A 19,759-nucleotide genomic window follows, 5' to 3' on the forward strand; every position below is an offset into this window, starting at 1 on the left:
CGGTTATATAGTATTTTAAAAGAGTGGATGTTCTTTGTTTGCTGTTACAACGGACAAGATATATAGTGTAAAACGTCCAATAATTTAAACAGGTGATATTAATGAATGCAGAAATGATAAAAATTACTGAACAATTTGTAAAATCAATATTAGTTGATGACCGAACTGGTCATGACTATTTTCATATACATCGCGTAAGAAACTTGGCATTACATATAGGTAAAATTGAAAGGTCAAATCTTTTTATAGTTGAAATGGCTGCGTTGTTACACGATACGATAGATGACAAAATTATGGATGATCCAAAAGGTGCAATTAAACTCGTAACAAGCTTTCTGCATTCAAACGGAGTAAAATCTGTCGATACTGAACATATAATGGATATCATTACCTCACTTTCGTTTAAAGGAGGAAATGGAGTTCCAATGAAATCCCTTGAAGGTCGAGTTGTTCAAGATGCAGATAGATTAGACGCATTAGGTGCGATCGGTATAGCTCGTGCATTTACATATGGTGGCATAAAGGGACATGTACTTTATGACCCTGATATACCGTTAAGGGAAAGCATGACGTATGAGCAATATCGATATGAGCAAAGTACAACAATTAACCACTTTTATGAGAAATTATTACGCCTTTCAGATAAAATGAACACGGAAGAAGGAAAGAAGATAGCGCAACAAAGGCATGTTTTTATAGAAAAGTACTTATTACAATTTTTTGAGGAATGGAATGGTCAGCTATGAAATTACTAACAGTAGAAAATTTCACAAAAAGCTATACAGAAAGGACGTTGTTTGAAAACATATCTTTCAGTATAACGTCCGGTGATCGAATTGGGGTCATAGGTGTAAACGGAACAGGGAAATCAACTTTGTTAAAGCTTATTGCTGGAGAAGAAACTCCTGATGAAGGTCAAATGATGTGTTCAAAAGGCTATACAATAAGCTATTTAGCTCAGCAACCAGTATTTAAAGAAAACCATTCAGTGCTTGATCAAGTTTTTCATGGTGATACGCCACTTATTAACTTATTAAAAGAGTACGAGCACATTTTATTAAAACTAGCAGATGAACCGACAAATGAAAAAATCCAACAAGCGTTGTTTACTACACAGCAACGTATGGATGCTATGAATGCTTGGGAAGCGAATTCAAATGCAAAAGCAATACTAACTAAGCTCGGTATCAAAGATTATTCACAACAAATTGGCGAGCTATCAGGAGGACAAAAAAAGAGAGTGTCATTAGCACAGGCATTGATAGCAGAACCTGATTTATTAATTTTAGATGAGCCAACGAACCATTTAGATTATGAGACAATCATGTGGTTAGAAGATTATTTAGCTAAGTTTAATGGGGCTATATTGCTCGTAACACACGATCGGTATTTTTTAGATCGAGTTACAAATCGCATCTTGGAGTTGGATAATGGTAACTTATATAGTTATGCAGGCGGGTATTCATCTTATTTAGAAGGAAAAGCGTTAAGAGAAGAACAAGCACAGGCTAGTGAGGAAAAACGTCAGAATCTATACCGTTATGAACTCGCTTGGATAAAAAGAGGCGCAAAAGCAAGAACAACGAAACAAAAGGCGAGAATAAAGCGCTTTGAGGAATTAGAAAATAGTAAATTTACAACAAATGAAAGCAAGTTGGATATATCATTACAATCTAGCCGTCTAGGGAAGAAGGTAGTTGAATTAGAAAATGTCACCAAATCTTACGGGGACAAAACCATTTTAGTAGATTTTAACCTGTTAATAAAGCGGGGAGACCGCATCGGTATCGTTGGGGAGAATGGATCTGGGAAATCTACATTGCTAAATTTAATAGCAGGAAAAATAACGCCTGACGATGGAAAATTCTCAGTCGGTCCAACTGTTAAAATTGGATACTATACTCAAGAAACCTTTCATATGAATGAAAATCAACGGATCATTGAATATGTGAAGGAGTCAAGAGAAGTTATAGAAACGATAGATGGTCACACAATTTCTGCTGCTCAAATGCTAGAGCGATTCTTATTTCCGATGCATACTCACGGTACACCGATTCGTAAACTTTCTGGTGGAGAGAGAAAACGACTATTTTTATTAAAAATATTAATGGATGCACCAAATGTTTTATTACTCGATGAACCAACAAATGACCTTGATACTAGAACTTTGACAATATTAGAAGATTATTTAGATGAGTTCCCAGGTGTTGTAATCACTGTATCACACGACCGATACTTTTTGGACAAAATAGCGGAACAAATTCTCGTTTTTCAAGGTGATGGACATGTGAAAACACACTTTGGTTCATACACAGCTTTTATTGAACAGCGTTCTGAAAAGACGATAGTGAAAGAATTACAAAAAGACAAAGAAGTTCCGAAAAAAGAAAAGAAGCAAATCCGCAAGCTAACTTACAAGGAACAAAAAGAGTGGGAAACAATTGAAGATCGGATCGCAGAAATGGAACAAACTTGTGAACACCTGACGCAACAAATTGAACAAACAGGAAGTGATTTTGAAACTGCTCAATCACTAATGAAGGAACATGAGGATACTACAAAACAATTAGAACAGTTGATGGAACGTTGGGAAGAATTATCTGAAATCATAGAAGCAACTAAATGAAACTCTATGTTATGGAGCTGAATTGTTGTATTAATGTTTGTCAATTATGGATGCACTAAACTGAACATGGATCCCGTTTGTTTGAGAACAACTGCCGAATAATTAACTTTGATTTGATATAAGTCACCAGCTAAAAAACATAATTCGGTATAACTTTTTAAGGCTCTTCTCATCGTTGCTATTAAAAGCCAAATTATTACCAAAGAAAGTAGTTTTACATGGTTAGTCATTGTTGTACAGAAGAAAAAGGTGCCACGAAATCTAATTGTGTACGCATTTATTACGAAAGGCAATATTTAATGCGAAAACATCCTTTGTTAAAGACCTACACCTTCGGTTGTTAGTTTACAGTGCCATTCACATTCTCATGTCATTTGAAAGTTCAACTTTTACAGTTGGACTTTTTGTATGGCTTAATCATTGTTGATAGAAATAATATATCTATTCCTAGTTTAGTAGACATACACACTGTAGAAGGTTTCTTAGTATTGGACAACTCGCTTTGCTCCCAAATATCGAGAGTTCCAGTAGGAGTTACTAAGATGACTAACTGTAACGCCAACTGATGAATCAGTATGAATAAATTGGTTATTCCCAATGTAAATTCCAGCATGAGAAGGCCCTGGCTTATACGTTTCAAAAAAAACAATATCACCGATGCTTGGATTTTGGACGTCAACAGTAAAATTCCATATGTCACTGACTGTTCTAGGGATTTTGATGCTTTTTTGATCAAATACAAAAGTTAAAAAGCCACTGCAATCAAAGCCGCTAGGTGAAGTTCCACCCCAAACATATGGGCTTCCGATGTATTTTTGCGCAATTGTGATCAAGGATGTATCAACAGAGTTCACTGTCGTTTGTTTTGCTGGTTTGATATATATTGTTTTACCAACCTTATTCTTATTTGTTTCAAGGTGTTGCAATGTTTGTCGTCCAGCTATGCCATCAATTGTCAACTTATTACGTTGCTGATATGTTTTTACTGCTGCTAATGTAAGTGGACCGAATATTCCATCAACATGTCCTTCGTAATAACCTAGGTTTTGTAATTGGTGTTGTAATTTTACTACCTCTTCACCTGTTGCGCCGTATGACAAAACTTTTTGCTTGTGGAGTGTATCAAACTTAGCTAATTTAGTTAACGTCTTTTGATCGGTAATGCCATCTGTAGCTAACTGTGTTTTACTTTGAAATAATTGTACAGCTTCCTTCGTTTTCTTACCATAAACCCCGTCAATATGACTATGATACATTGCCAGGTTTTTAAGCTTTAGTTGAAGTGTTTTTACTGCTTGCCCAGTATGTCCATAACGTAATTGTTCTTTCTTTAGTTCCCGCACACTTAAAATATCGGAATTTACAGATGTGTTTATTGGCAATGACGTACTTAATACAACAGTGGCGGCAACTGATGATAAAACAAAGTTATACTTTGTTCCTGTTGATAACTTCATGTTTGACCTCCATTCCAATAAAGTGTCATTTTAAATAAGTAAAATTACCTGAGCTTAGTAAAAGGGGAATGATTTATAACATTAATATTTGTGAATAAGATTGATTATGACAAATTAACAGTAAATTTGCTCATCTTTTGTAGAAATATATCGGACAACTTTTTAAGAGTGAGTGTAATGGATGGAAGGACGTACGTATGTTAAAATTATTTTTACTATACTTGTAGTAAAAAAGGGGAGATTAGTTTGAAGATCAATACAATTGAACCAACACCTAGTCCAAATACAATGAAAATTATCTTAAACAAAGAATTACCCTCTGGAAAAAGTAATAATTATAAGAGAGAGAATAGCGAAAGTGCACCACAAATCATTCAAGACATTTTGTCGATTGATGGTGTGAAAGGAGTATACCATGTTGCTGATTTTTTAGCTGTAGAACGTAATGCCAAGTATGATTGGCAAGAGATCTTACCAAAAGTAAGGGAGGCTTTTGGGGAAGATATTGAAGAATCTAGCGATACACGTCAAGAAGTTGCTGATACATTTGGAGATGTAAAAGTATTTGTGCAAATGATCCAATTTATTCCAATGCAAGTAAAATTACTAGATGGACAAACTGAAAAACGGTATGGCTTACCAGAGCGATTTAAAGAAGCAGTATTAACAATGCAATCATCCGTAAATAATGTCGTTAGTGATAGACAATGGCAGGAATATGGAACTCGTTATGGTGATATTGAAGATGTTGGTTCAGAGGTGGTTGAGGAATTAATAGCTGTTTATGATGAAGACCGCTTAAATAGACTAGTTGATGCAGCAAAGAAAAAAGATCATACCGCAGCAAGTCATTTGTTAAAAAACAGCTACAAAGTAACAGCTGAAATGCTAGAAAATGCTGATTGGACTAAACGGTATGCGGCACTAGAACAAATGGAGCCAACTGAGGAAGATATTCCAGTTTTAGCACAAGCATTAAATGATGATAAAGCTTCGATACGACGGCTCGCTACCGTGTACTTAGGCATGATAGAAAAACCAGTTGTGTTACCATATTTATATAAAGCGTTGACTGATAAGAGTATAACAGTTAGAAGAACGGCTGGGGATTGCTTATCAGATATTGGAGATCCAAGTGCGATTGGGGCAATGATTAAAGCTTTACAAGATCCGAGTAAATTAGTAAGGTGGAGAGCAGCGATGTTTTTATATGAAGTTGGAGACGATTCAGCATTGCCTGCTTTAATTGAAGCTCAAAATGATCCGGAATTTGAAGTAAGTATGCAAATGAAACTAGCAATTGAACGAATTAAAGAAGGGGAGGAAGCGAAAGGGTCTGTTTGGAAACAGATGACGGATAGTAGGAATAACAAAGATTAATATATAAGATGTATATATTCAAATCAGGTGTAGAGTTTATTACACCTGGTTTTTTGTTGGTAATGATTATACGGATCATTAAATGTTTCTATCATTAAATAGAACTTTTCTATAAGTCAATGAAGCAAAATAAAACTATAATTTACTTCATACTTAATGATTATTTTAAGGTTGTGATAATGATGGAGAGCAAAAAAGTAGGCATAATAGGTGGTATGGGCCCGAAGGCAACAGTAGATTTAATGAATAAAATAATTAATAATACGCCAGCCAAACATGATCAAGACCATCTTCACCTCATTGTGGATAGCAACTCACAAATTCCTGATCGCACTTCAGCAATTATTGGTGAAGGCTTAGATCCGACACCATCAATTGTAGCATCTGCACAACGGCTACAAAAGGCTGGTGCAGATTTATTAATGATTGCGTGTAATACTGCACACTTTTTCTACAGGGCTGTTATACACTCAGTTGAGATACCGGTGATCCATATGCCAATTGAAACTGCGAAATATTTACAAGAGCACAAATTCAAGAGAGTCGGTTTATTAGCTACTGATGGTACTTTACAATCTAACTTGTATCAGCATTGTTTAAATAAATATGACATTGCCCTTATCAATTCAAACAAAGACATGCAAGCATATGTTATGAAAGGGATATATTCTATAAAAGGTGGTAAACTAGAAACGGGATTATTTTACTTATCAGCTATCGCTAAAGAGTTGAAGGAACTTGGTGCTGATGCAATTATTGCAGGTTGTACCGAAATACCACTTGTGCTTCAATCAACAAAACAATTGATTGTGGTAGACCCAACTGAAATTATTGCAAAAAAGGTCGTACACATAGCAACAAATATGAATAATGAGTTACTTTCTGTATAAAGCAAGCGTATAACTTAGTAGAGTGATAAGTTAGAAGAGTGAGAAAACAAAAGGGTGGGGAGTATGAATATTGATAATATTGAAGCTTTCATATATGTTTGTCAACTTGGGAGCTTTAATAAAGCAGCAGAAGCGTTATTTTTGACTCAGCCTTCTGTTTCTGCACGAATTCAATCTCTAGAACGTGAAATGAATATTAAGCTATTTTTTCGTCAAGGAAATAAAGTATCGCTAACTGATAAAGGTGAATATTTTTTTCCCCATGCGCAAAAAATATTGCAATCTTATCAAGAAGCAAAGTATAGACTCCAGCAAGAACTGCTTCCGAACGAATTAAAAATCGGCTGTGCATTATCTATAGCTAATAATGTCTTACCATCTATGCTACCTGATTTTAAAGCAGAATTTAACAATGTACGAATGAAGATAATAACTGGGCATTCAAAAGACGTTTTACAAAAAGTAATTAATCAAGAAGTTGATTTTGGAATTATAAGAAGAGAAACTCATCCAGAAATTGAATCGATTCATTTATACGATGATCCTATAAGCCTGTTTGTTTCGAACGACCATGTTTTGCTGAAGCAGGAAACGAAAACGTTAGAGCAAGTTGCAAAGTGGCCACTCATTTTTTTTGATTATGGCTCGATGGACTGGCTTTATATTCATAGAATTTTTTCGACGAATAGTATTTCACCGAATATTTCTTTGGAAGTTGACAATATGGAAACAGCAAAAAATTTAGTCATACAAGGTATGGGGATTAGCTTTTTACCTGAACATTGTGTAAAAAAGGAGCTTCAAAAGGAGCAGCTCGTTCGAGTTGAATTAACACCACCAATTAGAATGAATATAAGCATTGATTTTATTTACGTAAAAGGGAGTTCACAATCCGTTTTTATCAATTATTTTAAGGAAAGGCTCTTTTCGTAAACTTTGTGGTTATTGAAAATAATAGAGGACAGGAAAAAATAAATCTATGCCAAGTGACCTTATTAATATGAGGAAAGTTACCACGACCGCTTGGTTTATCCGTTTTTATTTCTTAGTAGGAAAAACAACAATCAATGCGATAACATTCAGAATTTAATAGATAAATAAAGCAGACTTAAATAGGGTATGTTCTAATAAGTTGGCTATTTTATTGGCGGTTGATCCAATAAAATAAGCAATTGAATTTTTTGGAACCTTACCCTTTTTCTATGTTCATTTTGTAAATTTTGACCAGTCATAAACTTATTTACAGTATTTTAAAAAAATTCACAAAAAAACTATTGCAAAACAAATGAAAACAAACTATATTGTTAAAATATATACTCAAAGAGAGGTTGATAATATGTCCAAGGATTTACGTATCCGAAGTAAAGCGCTTAGTGATGATGTAAAACGAGCACCGAATCGAGCAATGCTGCGTGCTGTCGGTTTTAGTGATGAAGATTTTAAAAAACCGATGATTGGTATTGCAAGTACATGGAGCGAGGTAACGCCATGTAATATTCATATTGATGAGCTAGCTATCAAGGCAAAAGAAGGTGCTAAAAATGCCGGTGGCGCACCGTTAATATTTAATACAATTACTGTTTCAGATGGTATTTCAATGGGAACAGCAGGTATGAGGTTTTCATTACCTAGTCGGGAAGTTATTGCTGATTCTATTGAAACCGTTGTTGGTGGAGAAAATTTGGATGCTTTTGTTGCTATCGGTGGATGTGACAAAAACATGCCTGGATGTATGATCGCTATTGGGCGTTCTAATGTGCCAGCAGTATTTGTTTACGGTGGTACAATAAAACCTGGTAGACATAATGACAAAGATATTGACATTGTCTCAGCATTTGAAGGAGTGGGACAATATAATAAAGGTGATATTGATCGTGAAGAGCTCCATCAAATTGAGTGTCATGCATGCCCTGGAGCTGGTTCATGCGGGGGAATGTATACTGCTAACACGATGGCTTCTGCAATAGAAGCAATGGGAATGAGTTTACCAGGAAGTTCATCGAATCCTGCAGAGTCTTCCTTTAAAGGCGAAGACTGTTTGAAAGCAGGAGAAGCAGTTTATCATTTATTAGAAAAAGGAATTTATCCAAAGGATATTATGACAAAAGAAGCTTTTGAGAATGCTTTTACTGTTGTATTAGCACTTGGAGGATCAACAAATGCAATTCTTCATTTATTATCAATTGCTCATTCAGTTGATGTCGATTTGTCATTGGAAGACTTTGATAGATTGCAAAAGAAAGTGCCTCATATTGCGGATTTAAAACCAAGTGGTCAATATGTGATGCAAGATCTTCATGAAGCAGGTGGGGTCCAAGCCGTTATGAAAGTATTGCTTGATGAAGGTCTTTTACACGGACATTGCCTTACTGTAACAGGGAAAACATTAGCCGAAAACTTAGCGGAGGCACCACCTTTAGTAGAAGGTCAAAAAGTCATCATGCCATTTTCACAACCGTTAAAAGCAACGGGTCCTTTAGTTATTTTAAAAGGTAATTTAGCTCCAGATGGTGCAGTTGCAAAAGTATCAGGCTTGAAAACAAAGCACCTAACTGGACCAGCTAAAGTATTTAATTCAGAGGATGAAGCAACACAAGCAGTACTAAATGATGATATCAAAGCTGGAGATGTACTTGTTATTCGGTATGAAGGACCTAAAGGAGGTCCTGGTATGCCTGAGATGTTATCAATATCAGCTATCTTAGTTGGTAAAGGATTAGGAGAGAGTGTAGCATTATTAACTGATGGCCGCTTCTCAGGAGGCACACACGGACTTGTTGTTGGCCACATTGCCCCAGAAGCACAAGTAGGTGGCCCAATTGGGTTGTTGAAAACTGGTGATATCGTAACCATCAATAGTGAGTTACAGTCACTAGCCGTTGATCTCTCAGAAGTAGAGCTAGAAGAACGTCGAGCTAGCTGGGTAGCACCTAAGTTACATTCAAGAGGTGTGCTAGGAAAATTCGCTCATCAAGTCTCTTGTGCTTCAAAAGGTGCGGTCACAGATCTTTATTAAGTTGTTATTAGTTGATTTTCTATGATATGTACAGTATTCTTTAAGCATCGGAATGTTATTGGAGGGAATTGTATATGTCGATGGCTTATGAAGAATATATGAAACAAATGGTTAAGCCGATGCGTCAAGAATTAGTCAACGCAGGCTTTACTGAACTATTGACAGCTGAATCAGTTGAAGAATTTTTAGATGAAGCACAAGGCACTACCCTAGTTGTAGTTAACTCGGTATGTGGATGTGCAGCAGGGCTAGCTAGACCAGCTGCAACGCAGGCTGTATTAAATAATGACAAAAAACCTGATCAGCTTGTTACAGTGTTTGCAGGTCAAGATAAAGAGGCTACTTCTAAGATGAGGGAGTATTTTGTCGACCTTGAGCCATCATCACCATCAATGGCTCTACTGAAAGGAAAAGAAGTGGTACATTTTATTCCCCGTCATGAAATTGAAGGTCATGCGATGGAACAGATTATGGAGAACTTACAATCTGCTTTTAATAAATCATGTTAAGAGGATGTCTATATGACGTCCTCTTTCTATATATTACGTGAAAGCACACTTAATATTATTTGTTAATTAAAGCTTACAACTATTTATGAGATTTTACAGAAGAATTAAAAATAGGTGATGACATTGATTGCAACAACCGGTGGTCGAACAGATGAAAATGGTATTCTACTTGCAAAAGAAGTAGCGAGGGATTTAAAAATCCCTTATGTTGATAGAAGAAAATCGTCTTTAAAGGAATTGAAACACCACTATAACCAAGATGTGCTAATGATAGGTAGAAATAGACTAGAAATACATCCTATCACTGCAAATGAACCGGTGTTTTTTCATCCTAATTCAGCTATGTTCCGTTTAAAACGTATAATGTTAGGACTTGATGACCCGTTTCTTAGAGCTGTACAACTTTCAGAAGGTATGACTTTTTTAGATTGCACTGTTGGACTAGCTTCTGATAGTATTTTGGCGAGTTATGTAGTTGGTAGGAGTGGAAAAGTTGTAGGAGTTGAAGGAAATCGTTATTTAGCATATTTGGTTAAGAGAGGGCTACATGAATGGAATTCTCAGTTATTAGAGATGACCAATGCTATGAAATGGATTGAAATTGTTCATTACGATCATTTACTATATTTAAAAAATTGTCCGAGTGATTATTTTGATGTCGTATATTTTGATCCAATGTTTGAAAAAACGATAACCGAATCAAACGGTATTAATAGCTTAAAACATTTAGCAGTTTATTCAGAAATCACAGCGGAAGTGTTATCTGAAGCAAAGCGCGTAGCAAAACGAAGAATAGTGTTGAAGGATCATTATCAAAGTAACACGTTTGACAAGTTTAATTTTATTGTAGAAAAACGAAAAACAGCTAAATTTCACTTTGGCTATCTTCATGCCGCTATTTGATGTTTACAATTTGATTATTCTTATCAATCGCGTTATAAATTGTATCTTATGTTTTATGTCTTTGTACGATAAACAACACTAAAGGTGCAAACAGCCTTTAGTTAAAATCAAACAATATAAAAAGAGGTTTGATTAAATAAATTGCTGTTCGAATGAAATAAGTTAAGTAGGTTAAAGTATACAGATGGAGGTGATATTAGTGTCTAAAAAACGTAAGAAAAACCCTGCAACGATCGGTTTAAGCTCTCCTGATGTAGAGGGGCAAGGGACTACTTCAGCTGAAACTGGAAACTATCAGAAAAGTTCAGCTCGAAAGAAAAATAAACAATCATAAGCGAAGTTGGGTCGACTCGTCATACATTTGAGTCGACCCAAAACTCTATTAACATCAGCTGCCTCTATGTTAGTTTGTTTACCGGTTATTTCTTTACTGCTATAAGATTTTTTAGTGAATAAGTTAAAGTTGAACTTGCAGTTGATTTTTAGTATATGAAGGGTGTTTTTATCGTATTATCACAAAGTTAGTCAGTTATGTTTAAATAAGTTAAAAACCCCAATGTGATAATGGATAATACAAAATATACAATATCATTTTCCATACTTGAAACCTCCTCTCCACATATTATTTGTGCTATAATATTTATTAATACATCGAACTTAAAATTTAAATATTTATGCTACTAAACTCGTATTAATATATTATGATCATCATGTAGAATAATAGAATGAAAACATTTACATAGAAGTAGATTTATTTAAAAAGGAAGGAAGAATTACAATGCCACTGTGGATGAGAAAAACACTTGTCATCTTAATCACAATAAGTACATTTGGGTTAATATCTCCACCACCATCTTTAACAGTCCCAGTTTCTAAATCCAATGACACATCGAAGCAAGATTTAGTTAACCCTGATCTGACGGCTGAAGATGATGAGCACCTATTCCAGTTAGAGGTTGAAGAAGATGAGCAGAATAGGCAACAATTTATCGAAACGACGATGACTGCTGTTGAAGATAAGTCGTTTGAGAAATTTGGACAAAAAATTGGTCCTGTTATCGAGGATGAATTCCGTCTAGCTGTATTACCCAAAATAGAAGAAGTAATACTAGATCTAACTAATCAATACCCAGATTATAAATTGCATAACTTATCCATCACAGAAAGTCCATCTGGTGGCTATGGAGAAAAAATATTTAACATATATGATAATGAGAAAAATAAGGACCTTGTTCGTTTTCATGTCAGAAGGGATCACCCACCTTTGGAGGGATATTGGTTCAATTTTCACTACCATACGTATCTAGATACATTCCAAGCACACAACGATTTAGGAAGTATATATTGGGACAAAAATACCCCACCACGGTGGAAAACCTGAGGCTGATTTTTACGTTGCTTTTGAAAAAGCAACGTATTTTTTTGTTTATTTTGCTATATTAAAAAACTATTTTAGAAACTAGTATTAAAAATGATTCAAATGAAAAACGACTTTCTTAATGGATAGATATGCATTCTAGAAGTTGATTTATTCTGTAGTTTATTATATTTAAGTAACAAAGTAGGTTGATTGTAACAATATGGATCGTGATTTCGACAAAATATTATTTTTTAGATCATAATATTTTGATAATTGACAACAATCGTTCACATGTATTAAAATAAAAAAGCAGCATGAAGACTTTGGTATCCTCATCTTCATAAGTATTATTACCCTATAGTTTTTAACACAACAAAGTATTAAAGAGGTGAAGTTATGTCATTAACAAAAAAAATATTAATTGGTATGGGTCTAGGTATTTTAGTCGGGTTAGTTTTCAATATCGGAATTCCTCAATGGTTTGACGCAGCAGAAACTTACATTTTAACTCCACTCGGTAAAATCTTCATTGGCTTAATTAAGCTATTAGTAGTACCTATTGTTATTATCTCACTAATTTTAGGAACTGCGGGAATAAGTGATCCGAAAAAATTAGGACGAATTGGTATCAAGACAGTTATCTTTTTCTTAATTACTACTTCTATTGCACTAGTAATTGCATTATCGGTAGGTAATATCCTACAACCGGGTCTAGTAGAAGGATTAACTATAGGAGAAGATACAGAAGTAGAAGCTAAAGAAGCACCACCGGTTATGGAAACATTAATCGATATCATTCCAACTAATGCTTTTGAAGCAATGGTTGAAGGAAACATGTTGCAAATTATCTTTTTCTCTATATTAATTGGTTTTGCTATTACACAGCTTGAAGGAAAAGTACCTTCTATTAAAAAGATTATTGAAGAATCAAATAGCATATTAATGTTCTTGGTAGATGTTGTTATGAAGCTAGCTCCTATCGGTGCATTCGCACTTATAGCAGTTGCGATAGGTGGACAAGGATTTGATGCGATTGCTGCAATGGGTAAATATTTCTTTGCTGTACTTTTAGCTTTATTCATACATTTGTCAATAACATATGGTTCAGTTATATTAGTCCTTGGTAAAATGAATCCGATTACTTTCATTAAAAACTTCTTACCAGCAATTGCTGTCGCTTTTAGTACATCAAGTAGTTCAGCTACTTTACCAGTATCAATGGAGACAGCTCAAAAGAATTTAAAAATACCTAAGAGTATTAGTGGTTTCGTTCAGCCATTAGGTGCTACAATCAATATGGACGGCACAGCGATCATGCAAGGGGTTGCTACAGTATTTATTGCTCAGCTATACGGTGTAGATCTTTCAATGGCCGATCTAGCTACTATCGTATTAACAGCTACATTAGCTAGTATCGGAACTGCAGGTGTTCCTGGTGTGGGAATCATTATGTTAACGATGGTACTAACATCAGTTGGATTAAGCTTAGAGGCAATTGCACTCGTTCTTGGTGTTGATAGGTTACTTGATATGACAAGAACAGCAGTTAATATTACTGGTGACGCTGCATGTGCGAAGTTTATCGCTAAATCAGAAGAAAAGCATGAAGCAAGTAATGCTAAAACTGCATAAACCAAAATAGCCAACCTAATTATTAGGTTGGCTATTTTTTTATAAAAAGTCTCACCTTCTCTTTTCCATAATTTAATAGAGTTTGAGCACACCCTCCACTGTGAGATATATGTTACACTAATATTACATATATATTACACTAGATTTCCAAGTTGGGGGGAGGCACACATTGAATGTGATGAAAAAAATGACGCTATTATTATGTATATTTGTCCCTTTCCTTACGATCCCTTCCTCTGCTAATCAATATGGGGTACTTCTAAAAAACTATCATCCAATAAATGAAATGACAGTTGTTCAACAACTATCAAACTATGAATATATTAAAGAGATGCTACTACTTCCAAATGAGGAATTTGACGAACGATCAGTTCTTAATATAATACAATCGCTTAACCGAATTGATTCTGCAATAATGCAGAAATTAGTTAATAACAAAGTATATGTAAAATTGTTTAATGGTTCTATCATTAATGAACCATTTGCTAACCACTTAGCAGGTGTAAGACCGAGAGGTTATGTGGATACTGACATGAAGTGGGATAGTGTTCCTGGAATGGGAGGAAACTACGTCGTCCTTGTAAAAATAGGACATAGTGAAAAAGGGCAAGGTCACGGTTCTCACAACCTTGAATTGCACGAGTTAGCGCATTCGATTGATGCGATTGTTTTTGATAACATTAGACATAGTATGGAGTTTTTGGCAGCTTGGAATACTGAAGTGTCGACCATCTTTCCAAATCAACCATATTTTAATGATTATCCAGAGGAATTTTTTGCAGAAGCTTTTGCTATGTACTATACAAGTAACGAAACGAGAGAACTTCTTGCGGAAAATGCCCCCTTAACAGCGAAATATATACGCAGCTTATCATTAATGAAATGAGGAAAATAGATGTTATCAATCATTGTTGCATTTGATAAAAACCGTACGATTGGAAAAAACAACAGCATTCCATGGCATCTACCTAATGATTTAGCACACGTTAAACGCATAACGATGGGTCACACTGTAGTTATGGGGAGAAAAACATTTGATTCGATAGGAAGACCGTTACCAGATAGAAAAAATGTGGTTTTAACGAGAGATCAAAATATTGAAATAGAAGGCGTTCAACTGATTCATACAATCGATGACATCTTTCGTATTGAAGAACAAGCTAACAACGAGGAAGTATTTATTTTCGGTGGTGAAACACTTTATAAGCAACTATTTCAATATGTCGATAAGCTATATGTTACGTTTGTTGTTGCTACATATGCAGGGGATACGTATTTTCCTTTTATGATTTCTGCTGATGACTGGCTTTTAAAATCAAAGACAAAAGGTTTGAAGGATGAAGATAACAATATAGACTATTATTTCTTAACTTATGAACGTAGGAGAAGTGAAGAGGTAACAAGTGCATAAGAAATTTTACTGCATCTAATGTATTGAACAGGTGCGATTAATGATGTTATTTCCGATAATCATTATAACAAACACAAGTATAATTGCATGTTTTTATTGTTGGTGAGAAATTTAAAATATTTTCTGAAAATATATTTCATTTTAAATATTTCATGATATAATGTTCCAATCACAACATTAACGTATTAAAGTAATTACTACTTACAGAAAGGGTTTGTATAATGAGCCAACAAGTTAAACAACAAGTAAAGCGTGTTCAACTCGAGGATATAATGATTGCCCATCAAACATTGAAAGATGTAGTAACTCATACCCCTTTACAGCGCAATGAAGTCTTATCAGAAAGATTTGACTGTAATTTATATATAAAGAGAGAGGATCTACAGGTTGTCCGTTCTTTCAAAATTCGCGGAGCATATAATTGCATCAAACATTTATCAAAGCAAGAGTTGGAATCTGGAATAGTGTGTGCAAGCGCAGGCAATCATGCTCAAGGAGTTGCATATTCTTGTAGACATCTTGGAATTCATGGCAAGATATTTATGCCAACAACAACTCCAAGACAAAAGGTATCGCAAGTAGAGCTGTTTGGCAAAGAGAACGTTGAAATTATCTTAACAGGTGATACATTTGACGATGCTTACGAGCAAGCAATGACATGCAGTAAATTAGAGAATAGACCATTTATCCATCCATTTGACGATATGAACGTTATTGCTGGTCAAGGTACTGTGGCAGTAGAACTACTAAATGATTGTGATGAACCAATCGACTATATTTTTGCTAGTATTGGTGGTGGTGGTCTCATTTCGGGCATTGGTACTTATGTAAAGAGCATTTCACCACAAACAAAGGTCATTGGTGTTGAACCTGAGGGAGCTCCTGCCATGGATGTATCTCGAAAGAAGGGGGAAGTGACCACTCTTGATACAATTGATAAATTTGTTGATGGAGCTGCTGTGAAAAAAGTTGGTGATACGACGTTTAACATAAGTAACGCTGTTGTAGATGATGTACTGTTAGTTCCAGAAGGGAAAGCTTGTACGACAATCCTTGAATTATATAATGAGAATGCTATTGTTGCTGAACCTGCAGGCGCATTACCGATTGCAGCATTAGATTTTTATAAAGACCAATTACGTGGGAAAACTGTTGTTTGTGTCATAAGTGGTGGTAATAATGATATAGGAAGAATGCAAGAGATTAAAGAACGGTCTATGATGTATGAAGGCTTGCAACACTATTTTATTGTTAATTTCCCTCAGAGAGCTGGGGCGTTAAGAGAATTTCTAGATGAAGTGTTAGGTCCTACTGACGATATTTCAAGATTTGAATATACGAAAAAAAATAATAGAGAAAATGGACCTGCATTAGTAGGCATTGAATTAAAGCACAAAAATGACTATAAACCATTAATAGAACGTATGAACAAAAAAGGTTTTGCATATCAAGAAGTGAAAAAGGACAGCAATCTTTTTCATTTGTTTATTTAACAGATTACTTTTCTGTTAACAAGAAGATGTTGTGAATTTAAGAAAATATGAACTTCTTGTGAATAATCTCCGTCCATCATCCATTTTTGTTGGAAATAATAATATAATTTAACTAAGCTTTTCATGAAATAGGAAACAGGGGGGATGATGAACATGCTTACAAACATTGGGGTTCCGGGCCTTATCCTTATATTAGTAATTGCTTTAGTTATATTTGGCCCTAAAAAACTTCCTGAAATTGGGAGATCTTTTGGACAAACGCTGAAAGAATTTAAAACATCTACTAAAGAATTGACTAGCGATGTGATTGACGAATTAGAAGAAGATAAAAAGAAGAAAGCGACCTAAAAATCCATACATTTATTCTATTCTTCATTAATTAAGGTTATTTACGGATGATTTATTCGTAATTCATGTTTCTTCTATAAATTTGGTGACAATCGCATAAACCTCTTCTAGCTGTTCAAAATAGCACGAGCAGCAACAAAGGTAATGATAAAGACCCCAAGAGGGTGGCTCATAGTGAAAGGATTAGATTTCGTAGCCTCTATATATTGTATAACCTTCCAGGTGACGATACCTATATACAACATATAAAGGATTGTGAGAGAAGATTCTTCAGGGGTCACCCTCTTGAAATGTGGATGATGAAACAGAGGCGGGTGTTTGGAGATGGAAGATCAAGAGATGAAATTGGTAGACCACTTAGATGAGCTAAGAAAACGACTACTTATTACAATGGTGGCTTTTATCATTTTTTTTATTTTTGCATTTATCTTTGTTAAAGATATATATAATTGGCTTGTAATGGGTCTAGACCCATATAGTATTACGTTAGTTATATTAGGTCCAAGTGAAGTATTATGGGTCTATTTTACAATTGCTGGAATATTAGCGATTGCTTGCACAATTCCGATATTGGCACTACAAATATGGCTATTCGTTAAGCCAGCGTTAAAGCCAATTGAGCGTAAAATAACACTTTCTTATATTCCTGCTTTATTTATTTTATTTATTCTAGGTTTGTGTTTTGGCTATTTTGTTATACTTGACGTTGTTTTCGGCTTTTTAACAAACCTTGGTGAAGAAATGTTTGATACGATGTTCACGGCAGAAAAGTATTTTCAATTCGTCTTAACGATGACGATACCATTTGCGATCTTGTTTGAGTTACCAGTTGTGGTTATGTTTTTGACGAGTATAGGTATCATCAATCCATATGTTTTGCAAAAGGTACGAAAATACGCCTATTTCGTTCTAGTTATTATTTCAGTTACTATTTCACCACCTGATTTTATTTCTGACTTCTTAGTTACAATTCCGTTACTATTTTTATATGAATGTAGCATAATACTTTCGAAAATTGTATACAAGAAAAAACAGAAAAAAGAAGAGCGGGATCAAGTAGATATGTTGTCAAATGAAGTTGCAAAATGACCTCTCAGAGGTCTTTTTTTTCGCTCTTTATATGGCTCTTTTCTTAACCCCTGCCTGCAAAAGGCTACGTTTTATTATGAACAACGATGACGCGTATTAATCTACTTAGCTGTTCTAATGTTGTAAGAGTGGTTACATCGTTTTCGAAAATAACAATAATAAAAGCATTGACAGTTACTGTAGGGGGGTATAGTATTATAAGTGTAAGCTTGATACTTTAACATAATGAAAGATTGGAGAGATACTGAAATATGACAAAAGGGAAATTAATCACATTAGCTGTCAACGGCGGTGTAGGCTTCGGGGCAAAACTTACCTCCAAACAATTAATGGTCCTTGCTAAACATATTGGGGAAGATAGTGAGGTAGAGCTCACGACCTTTCAACAACTCTATATAGACGTTCCAGAAAGTAAAGTCGATACAGTTGTCGCAGATTTAGAGAACAATGGATTTTCGTGTTATCCAGTCGGTATGTACGTAAAAAGTCTACGAACATGTAATTTTTGTAAGGGCGCTGAAGAAGAAGGAATGCCTGTAGCTATCGAACTGAATAAACGCATTGCTGGGAGAGAAGTGCCATTTCCAGTTCGTCCAGCATATACAGGGTGTCAAAATGCTTGTGGTGAACCATTAATGAACGATATTGGGGTTATAAAAAATAAAGATCACTATGATCTTTACATTGGTGGCAAAGCAAAAGGCGTTGATGCAAAAATAGCAAAGCTTTTTAAATCCCAACTTAGTCCAGAAGATTTATTTACAACAATAGACGATATACTAGCAGCTTATCAACAACAAGGCAAGAAGAGAGAGCACTTTGCGAAATTTATAGATCGGGTAGGGTTTAATCAATTATTGCAGGAGGTCGAAGAAGGTCTCGAAAAAAGATAATTATCCGCTTGACAGATACCTTACAGGGGTATACTATATAACTAAGAGGTGATCACAATGGATAATGATTGTCATGTTAATGATGAGGGGAAAATGCTTGCGACGCCCCGAAGTGATAAAGAAAAGGATCAGTTAATAAAGCGTTTAAAAAGAGTAGAAGGACAGGTTCGAGGTATTCAAAAAATGGTTGAAGATGATCGTTATTGTGTAGATATTCTTATCCAAGTCTCTGCGATCAATTCAGCTTTGAAAAATGTAGGGTTTCAATTATTAGAACGACATGCACATCACTGTGTATCAGACGCTATAAAAGAAGGCTCAGGTGATGAAGCAATTGAAGAGTTAATGAAAGTAATTAAACAGTTCTCTAAATCATAAATATGGAGATGATCAATATGAGCGAGCAGAGTCAATTAGTACAAAACCCGACCCAAAACCAGATGAAATTGGGGATAACAGGGATGACTTGTGCCGCGTGTTCCACACGAATTGAAAAGGTCTTAAACAAAATGGACGGTGTGGAAGCGAATGTGAATTTGGCGATGGAAGCTGCAACGGTTAAGTATAATAGTGATACAGTGAAGCCAGAAGAGGTAGTGTCAAAAATTAATAAACTTGGCTACGGTGTACAGACTGAGAAGGTAGACCTTGATATATACGGCATGACATGTGCTGCCTGCTCCACGCGGATTGAAAAAGTGGTAAATAAAATGGACGGTATTGAAGCTGCAACGGTTAATTTGACAACTGAA

Annotated in this window: 20 protein-coding genes; 19 read left to right on the forward strand and 1 reads right to left on the reverse strand. The window is 35.1% G+C overall.

Features of this window, described 5'->3' with window-relative positions; translation table 11 throughout:
• Window positions 1-101 precede the first annotated feature (101 nt).
• Both SLH48_RS19300 and SLH48_RS19305 read left to right on the forward strand, forming a co-directional pair.
• Window positions 102-746, forward strand: coding sequence for an HD domain-containing protein (locus tag SLH48_RS19300; protein ID WP_320259466.1), 645 nt, complete (start codon window positions 102-104; stop codon window positions 744-746).
• Window positions 743-2,626 (forward strand): ABC-F family ATP-binding cassette domain-containing protein, encoded by a 1,884-nt coding sequence (locus SLH48_RS19305; protein WP_320259467.1) that lies wholly within the window; start codon window positions 743-745, stop codon window positions 2,624-2,626. The genes SLH48_RS19300 and SLH48_RS19305 overlap by 4 nt, the downstream gene beginning before the upstream one ends.
• 482 nt (window positions 2,627-3,108) lie before the next feature.
• Here the strand turns inward: SLH48_RS19305 and SLH48_RS19310 are convergent, their stop codons facing one another.
• Entirely contained in the window at window positions 3,109-4,083 is a 975-nt protein-coding gene (locus SLH48_RS19310; protein WP_320259468.1) for a peptidoglycan-binding protein, read from the reverse strand.
• A 246-nt stretch (window positions 4,084-4,329) separates the two neighbouring features.
• On the opposite strand from SLH48_RS19310, the gene SLH48_RS19315 reads away from it, so the two are divergent.
• The 17 genes from SLH48_RS19315 to SLH48_RS19395 all read left to right on the forward strand — a co-directional run.
• Window positions 4,330-5,463, forward strand: coding sequence for a conserved virulence factor C family protein (locus tag SLH48_RS19315; RefSeq protein ID WP_320259469.1), 1,134 nt, complete (start codon window positions 4,330-4,332; stop codon window positions 5,461-5,463).
• A gap of 179 nt (window positions 5,464-5,642) precedes the next feature.
• Window positions 5,643-6,353, forward strand: a complete 711-nt coding sequence (locus SLH48_RS19320; protein WP_320259470.1) for an aspartate/glutamate racemase family protein — start codon at window positions 5,643-5,645, stop codon at window positions 6,351-6,353.
• Window positions 6,354-6,416: 63 nt separating this feature from the next.
• The gene (locus tag SLH48_RS19325) at window positions 6,417-7,286 is read left to right on the forward strand and encodes a LysR family transcriptional regulator (RefSeq protein ID WP_320259471.1); all 870 of its coding nucleotides are present in this window, start codon (window positions 6,417-6,419) and stop codon (window positions 7,284-7,286) included.
• A 403-nt stretch (window positions 7,287-7,689) separates the two neighbouring features.
• Window positions 7,690-9,369: a dihydroxy-acid dehydratase gene (gene ilvD / locus SLH48_RS19330; RefSeq protein WP_320259472.1), complete on the forward strand. Its 1,680-nt coding sequence runs from the start codon at window positions 7,690-7,692 to the stop codon at window positions 9,367-9,369.
• A 74-nt stretch (window positions 9,370-9,443) separates the two neighbouring features.
• A complete protein-coding gene (locus SLH48_RS19335; protein ID WP_214481200.1) occupies window positions 9,444-9,878 on the forward strand; it encodes a BrxA/BrxB family bacilliredoxin in 435 nt (144 codons plus the stop codon).
• A 123-nt stretch (window positions 9,879-10,001) separates the two neighbouring features.
• Entirely contained in the window at window positions 10,002-10,781 is a 780-nt protein-coding gene (locus SLH48_RS19340; RefSeq protein ID WP_320259479.1) for a class I SAM-dependent methyltransferase, read from the forward strand.
• Window positions 10,782-10,980: 199 nt separating this feature from the next.
• A complete protein-coding gene (locus SLH48_RS19345) occupies window positions 10,981-11,115 on the forward strand; it encodes a YuzL family protein (RefSeq protein WP_214481198.1) in 135 nt (44 codons plus the stop codon).
• 444 nt (window positions 11,116-11,559) lie between these two features.
• Window positions 11,560-12,162, forward strand: coding sequence for a YpjP family protein (locus SLH48_RS19350; protein ID WP_413785444.1), 603 nt, complete (start codon window positions 11,560-11,562; stop codon window positions 12,160-12,162).
• Window positions 12,163-12,537: 375 nt separating this feature from the next.
• Window positions 12,538-13,773: a dicarboxylate/amino acid:cation symporter gene (locus SLH48_RS19355; protein ID WP_320259473.1), complete on the forward strand. Its 1,236-nt coding sequence runs from the start codon at window positions 12,538-12,540 to the stop codon at window positions 13,771-13,773.
• Between the two features lie 178 nt (window positions 13,774-13,951).
• Complete coding sequence (locus SLH48_RS19360; protein WP_352223060.1) at window positions 13,952-14,659, forward strand: anthrax toxin lethal factor-related metalloendopeptidase; 708 nt, start codon at window positions 13,952-13,954, stop codon at window positions 14,657-14,659.
• A gap of 9 nt (window positions 14,660-14,668) precedes the next feature.
• Window positions 14,669-15,184, forward strand: coding sequence for a dihydrofolate reductase (locus tag SLH48_RS19365; RefSeq protein WP_320259474.1), 516 nt, complete (start codon window positions 14,669-14,671; stop codon window positions 15,182-15,184).
• A 221-nt stretch (window positions 15,185-15,405) separates the two neighbouring features.
• A complete protein-coding gene (ilvA, locus tag SLH48_RS19370) occupies window positions 15,406-16,677 on the forward strand; it encodes a threonine ammonia-lyase IlvA (protein ID WP_320259475.1) in 1,272 nt (423 codons plus the stop codon).
• Window positions 16,678-16,830: 153 nt separating this feature from the next.
• A complete protein-coding gene (locus SLH48_RS19375; protein ID WP_214481192.1) occupies window positions 16,831-17,025 on the forward strand; it encodes a twin-arginine translocase TatA/TatE family subunit in 195 nt (64 codons plus the stop codon).
• 324 nt (window positions 17,026-17,349) lie between these two features.
• Window positions 17,350-18,114, forward strand: coding sequence for a twin-arginine translocase subunit TatC (gene tatC, locus SLH48_RS19380; protein WP_320259476.1), 765 nt, complete (start codon window positions 17,350-17,352; stop codon window positions 18,112-18,114).
• A gap of 251 nt (window positions 18,115-18,365) precedes the next feature.
• On the forward strand, window positions 18,366-19,007 hold the full coding sequence (locus SLH48_RS19385) for a nitrite reductase (RefSeq protein ID WP_320259477.1): 642 nt from the start codon (window positions 18,366-18,368) through the stop codon (window positions 19,005-19,007).
• Window positions 19,008-19,064: 57 nt separating this feature from the next.
• Window positions 19,065-19,385: a metal-sensing transcriptional repressor gene (locus SLH48_RS19390; RefSeq protein ID WP_284730432.1), complete on the forward strand. Its 321-nt coding sequence runs from the start codon at window positions 19,065-19,067 to the stop codon at window positions 19,383-19,385.
• A 17-nt stretch (window positions 19,386-19,402) separates the two neighbouring features.
• Window positions 19,403-19,759, forward strand: a 357-nt coding sequence (locus tag SLH48_RS19395; protein ID WP_320259478.1) for a copper ion binding protein, incomplete at its 3' end; no start/stop codon positions are given.

This window comes from Cytobacillus sp. IB215316, assembly GCF_033963865.1.
Taxonomy (GTDB): Bacteria; Bacillota; Bacilli; order Bacillales; family SM2101; genus Nanhaiella; species Nanhaiella sioensis.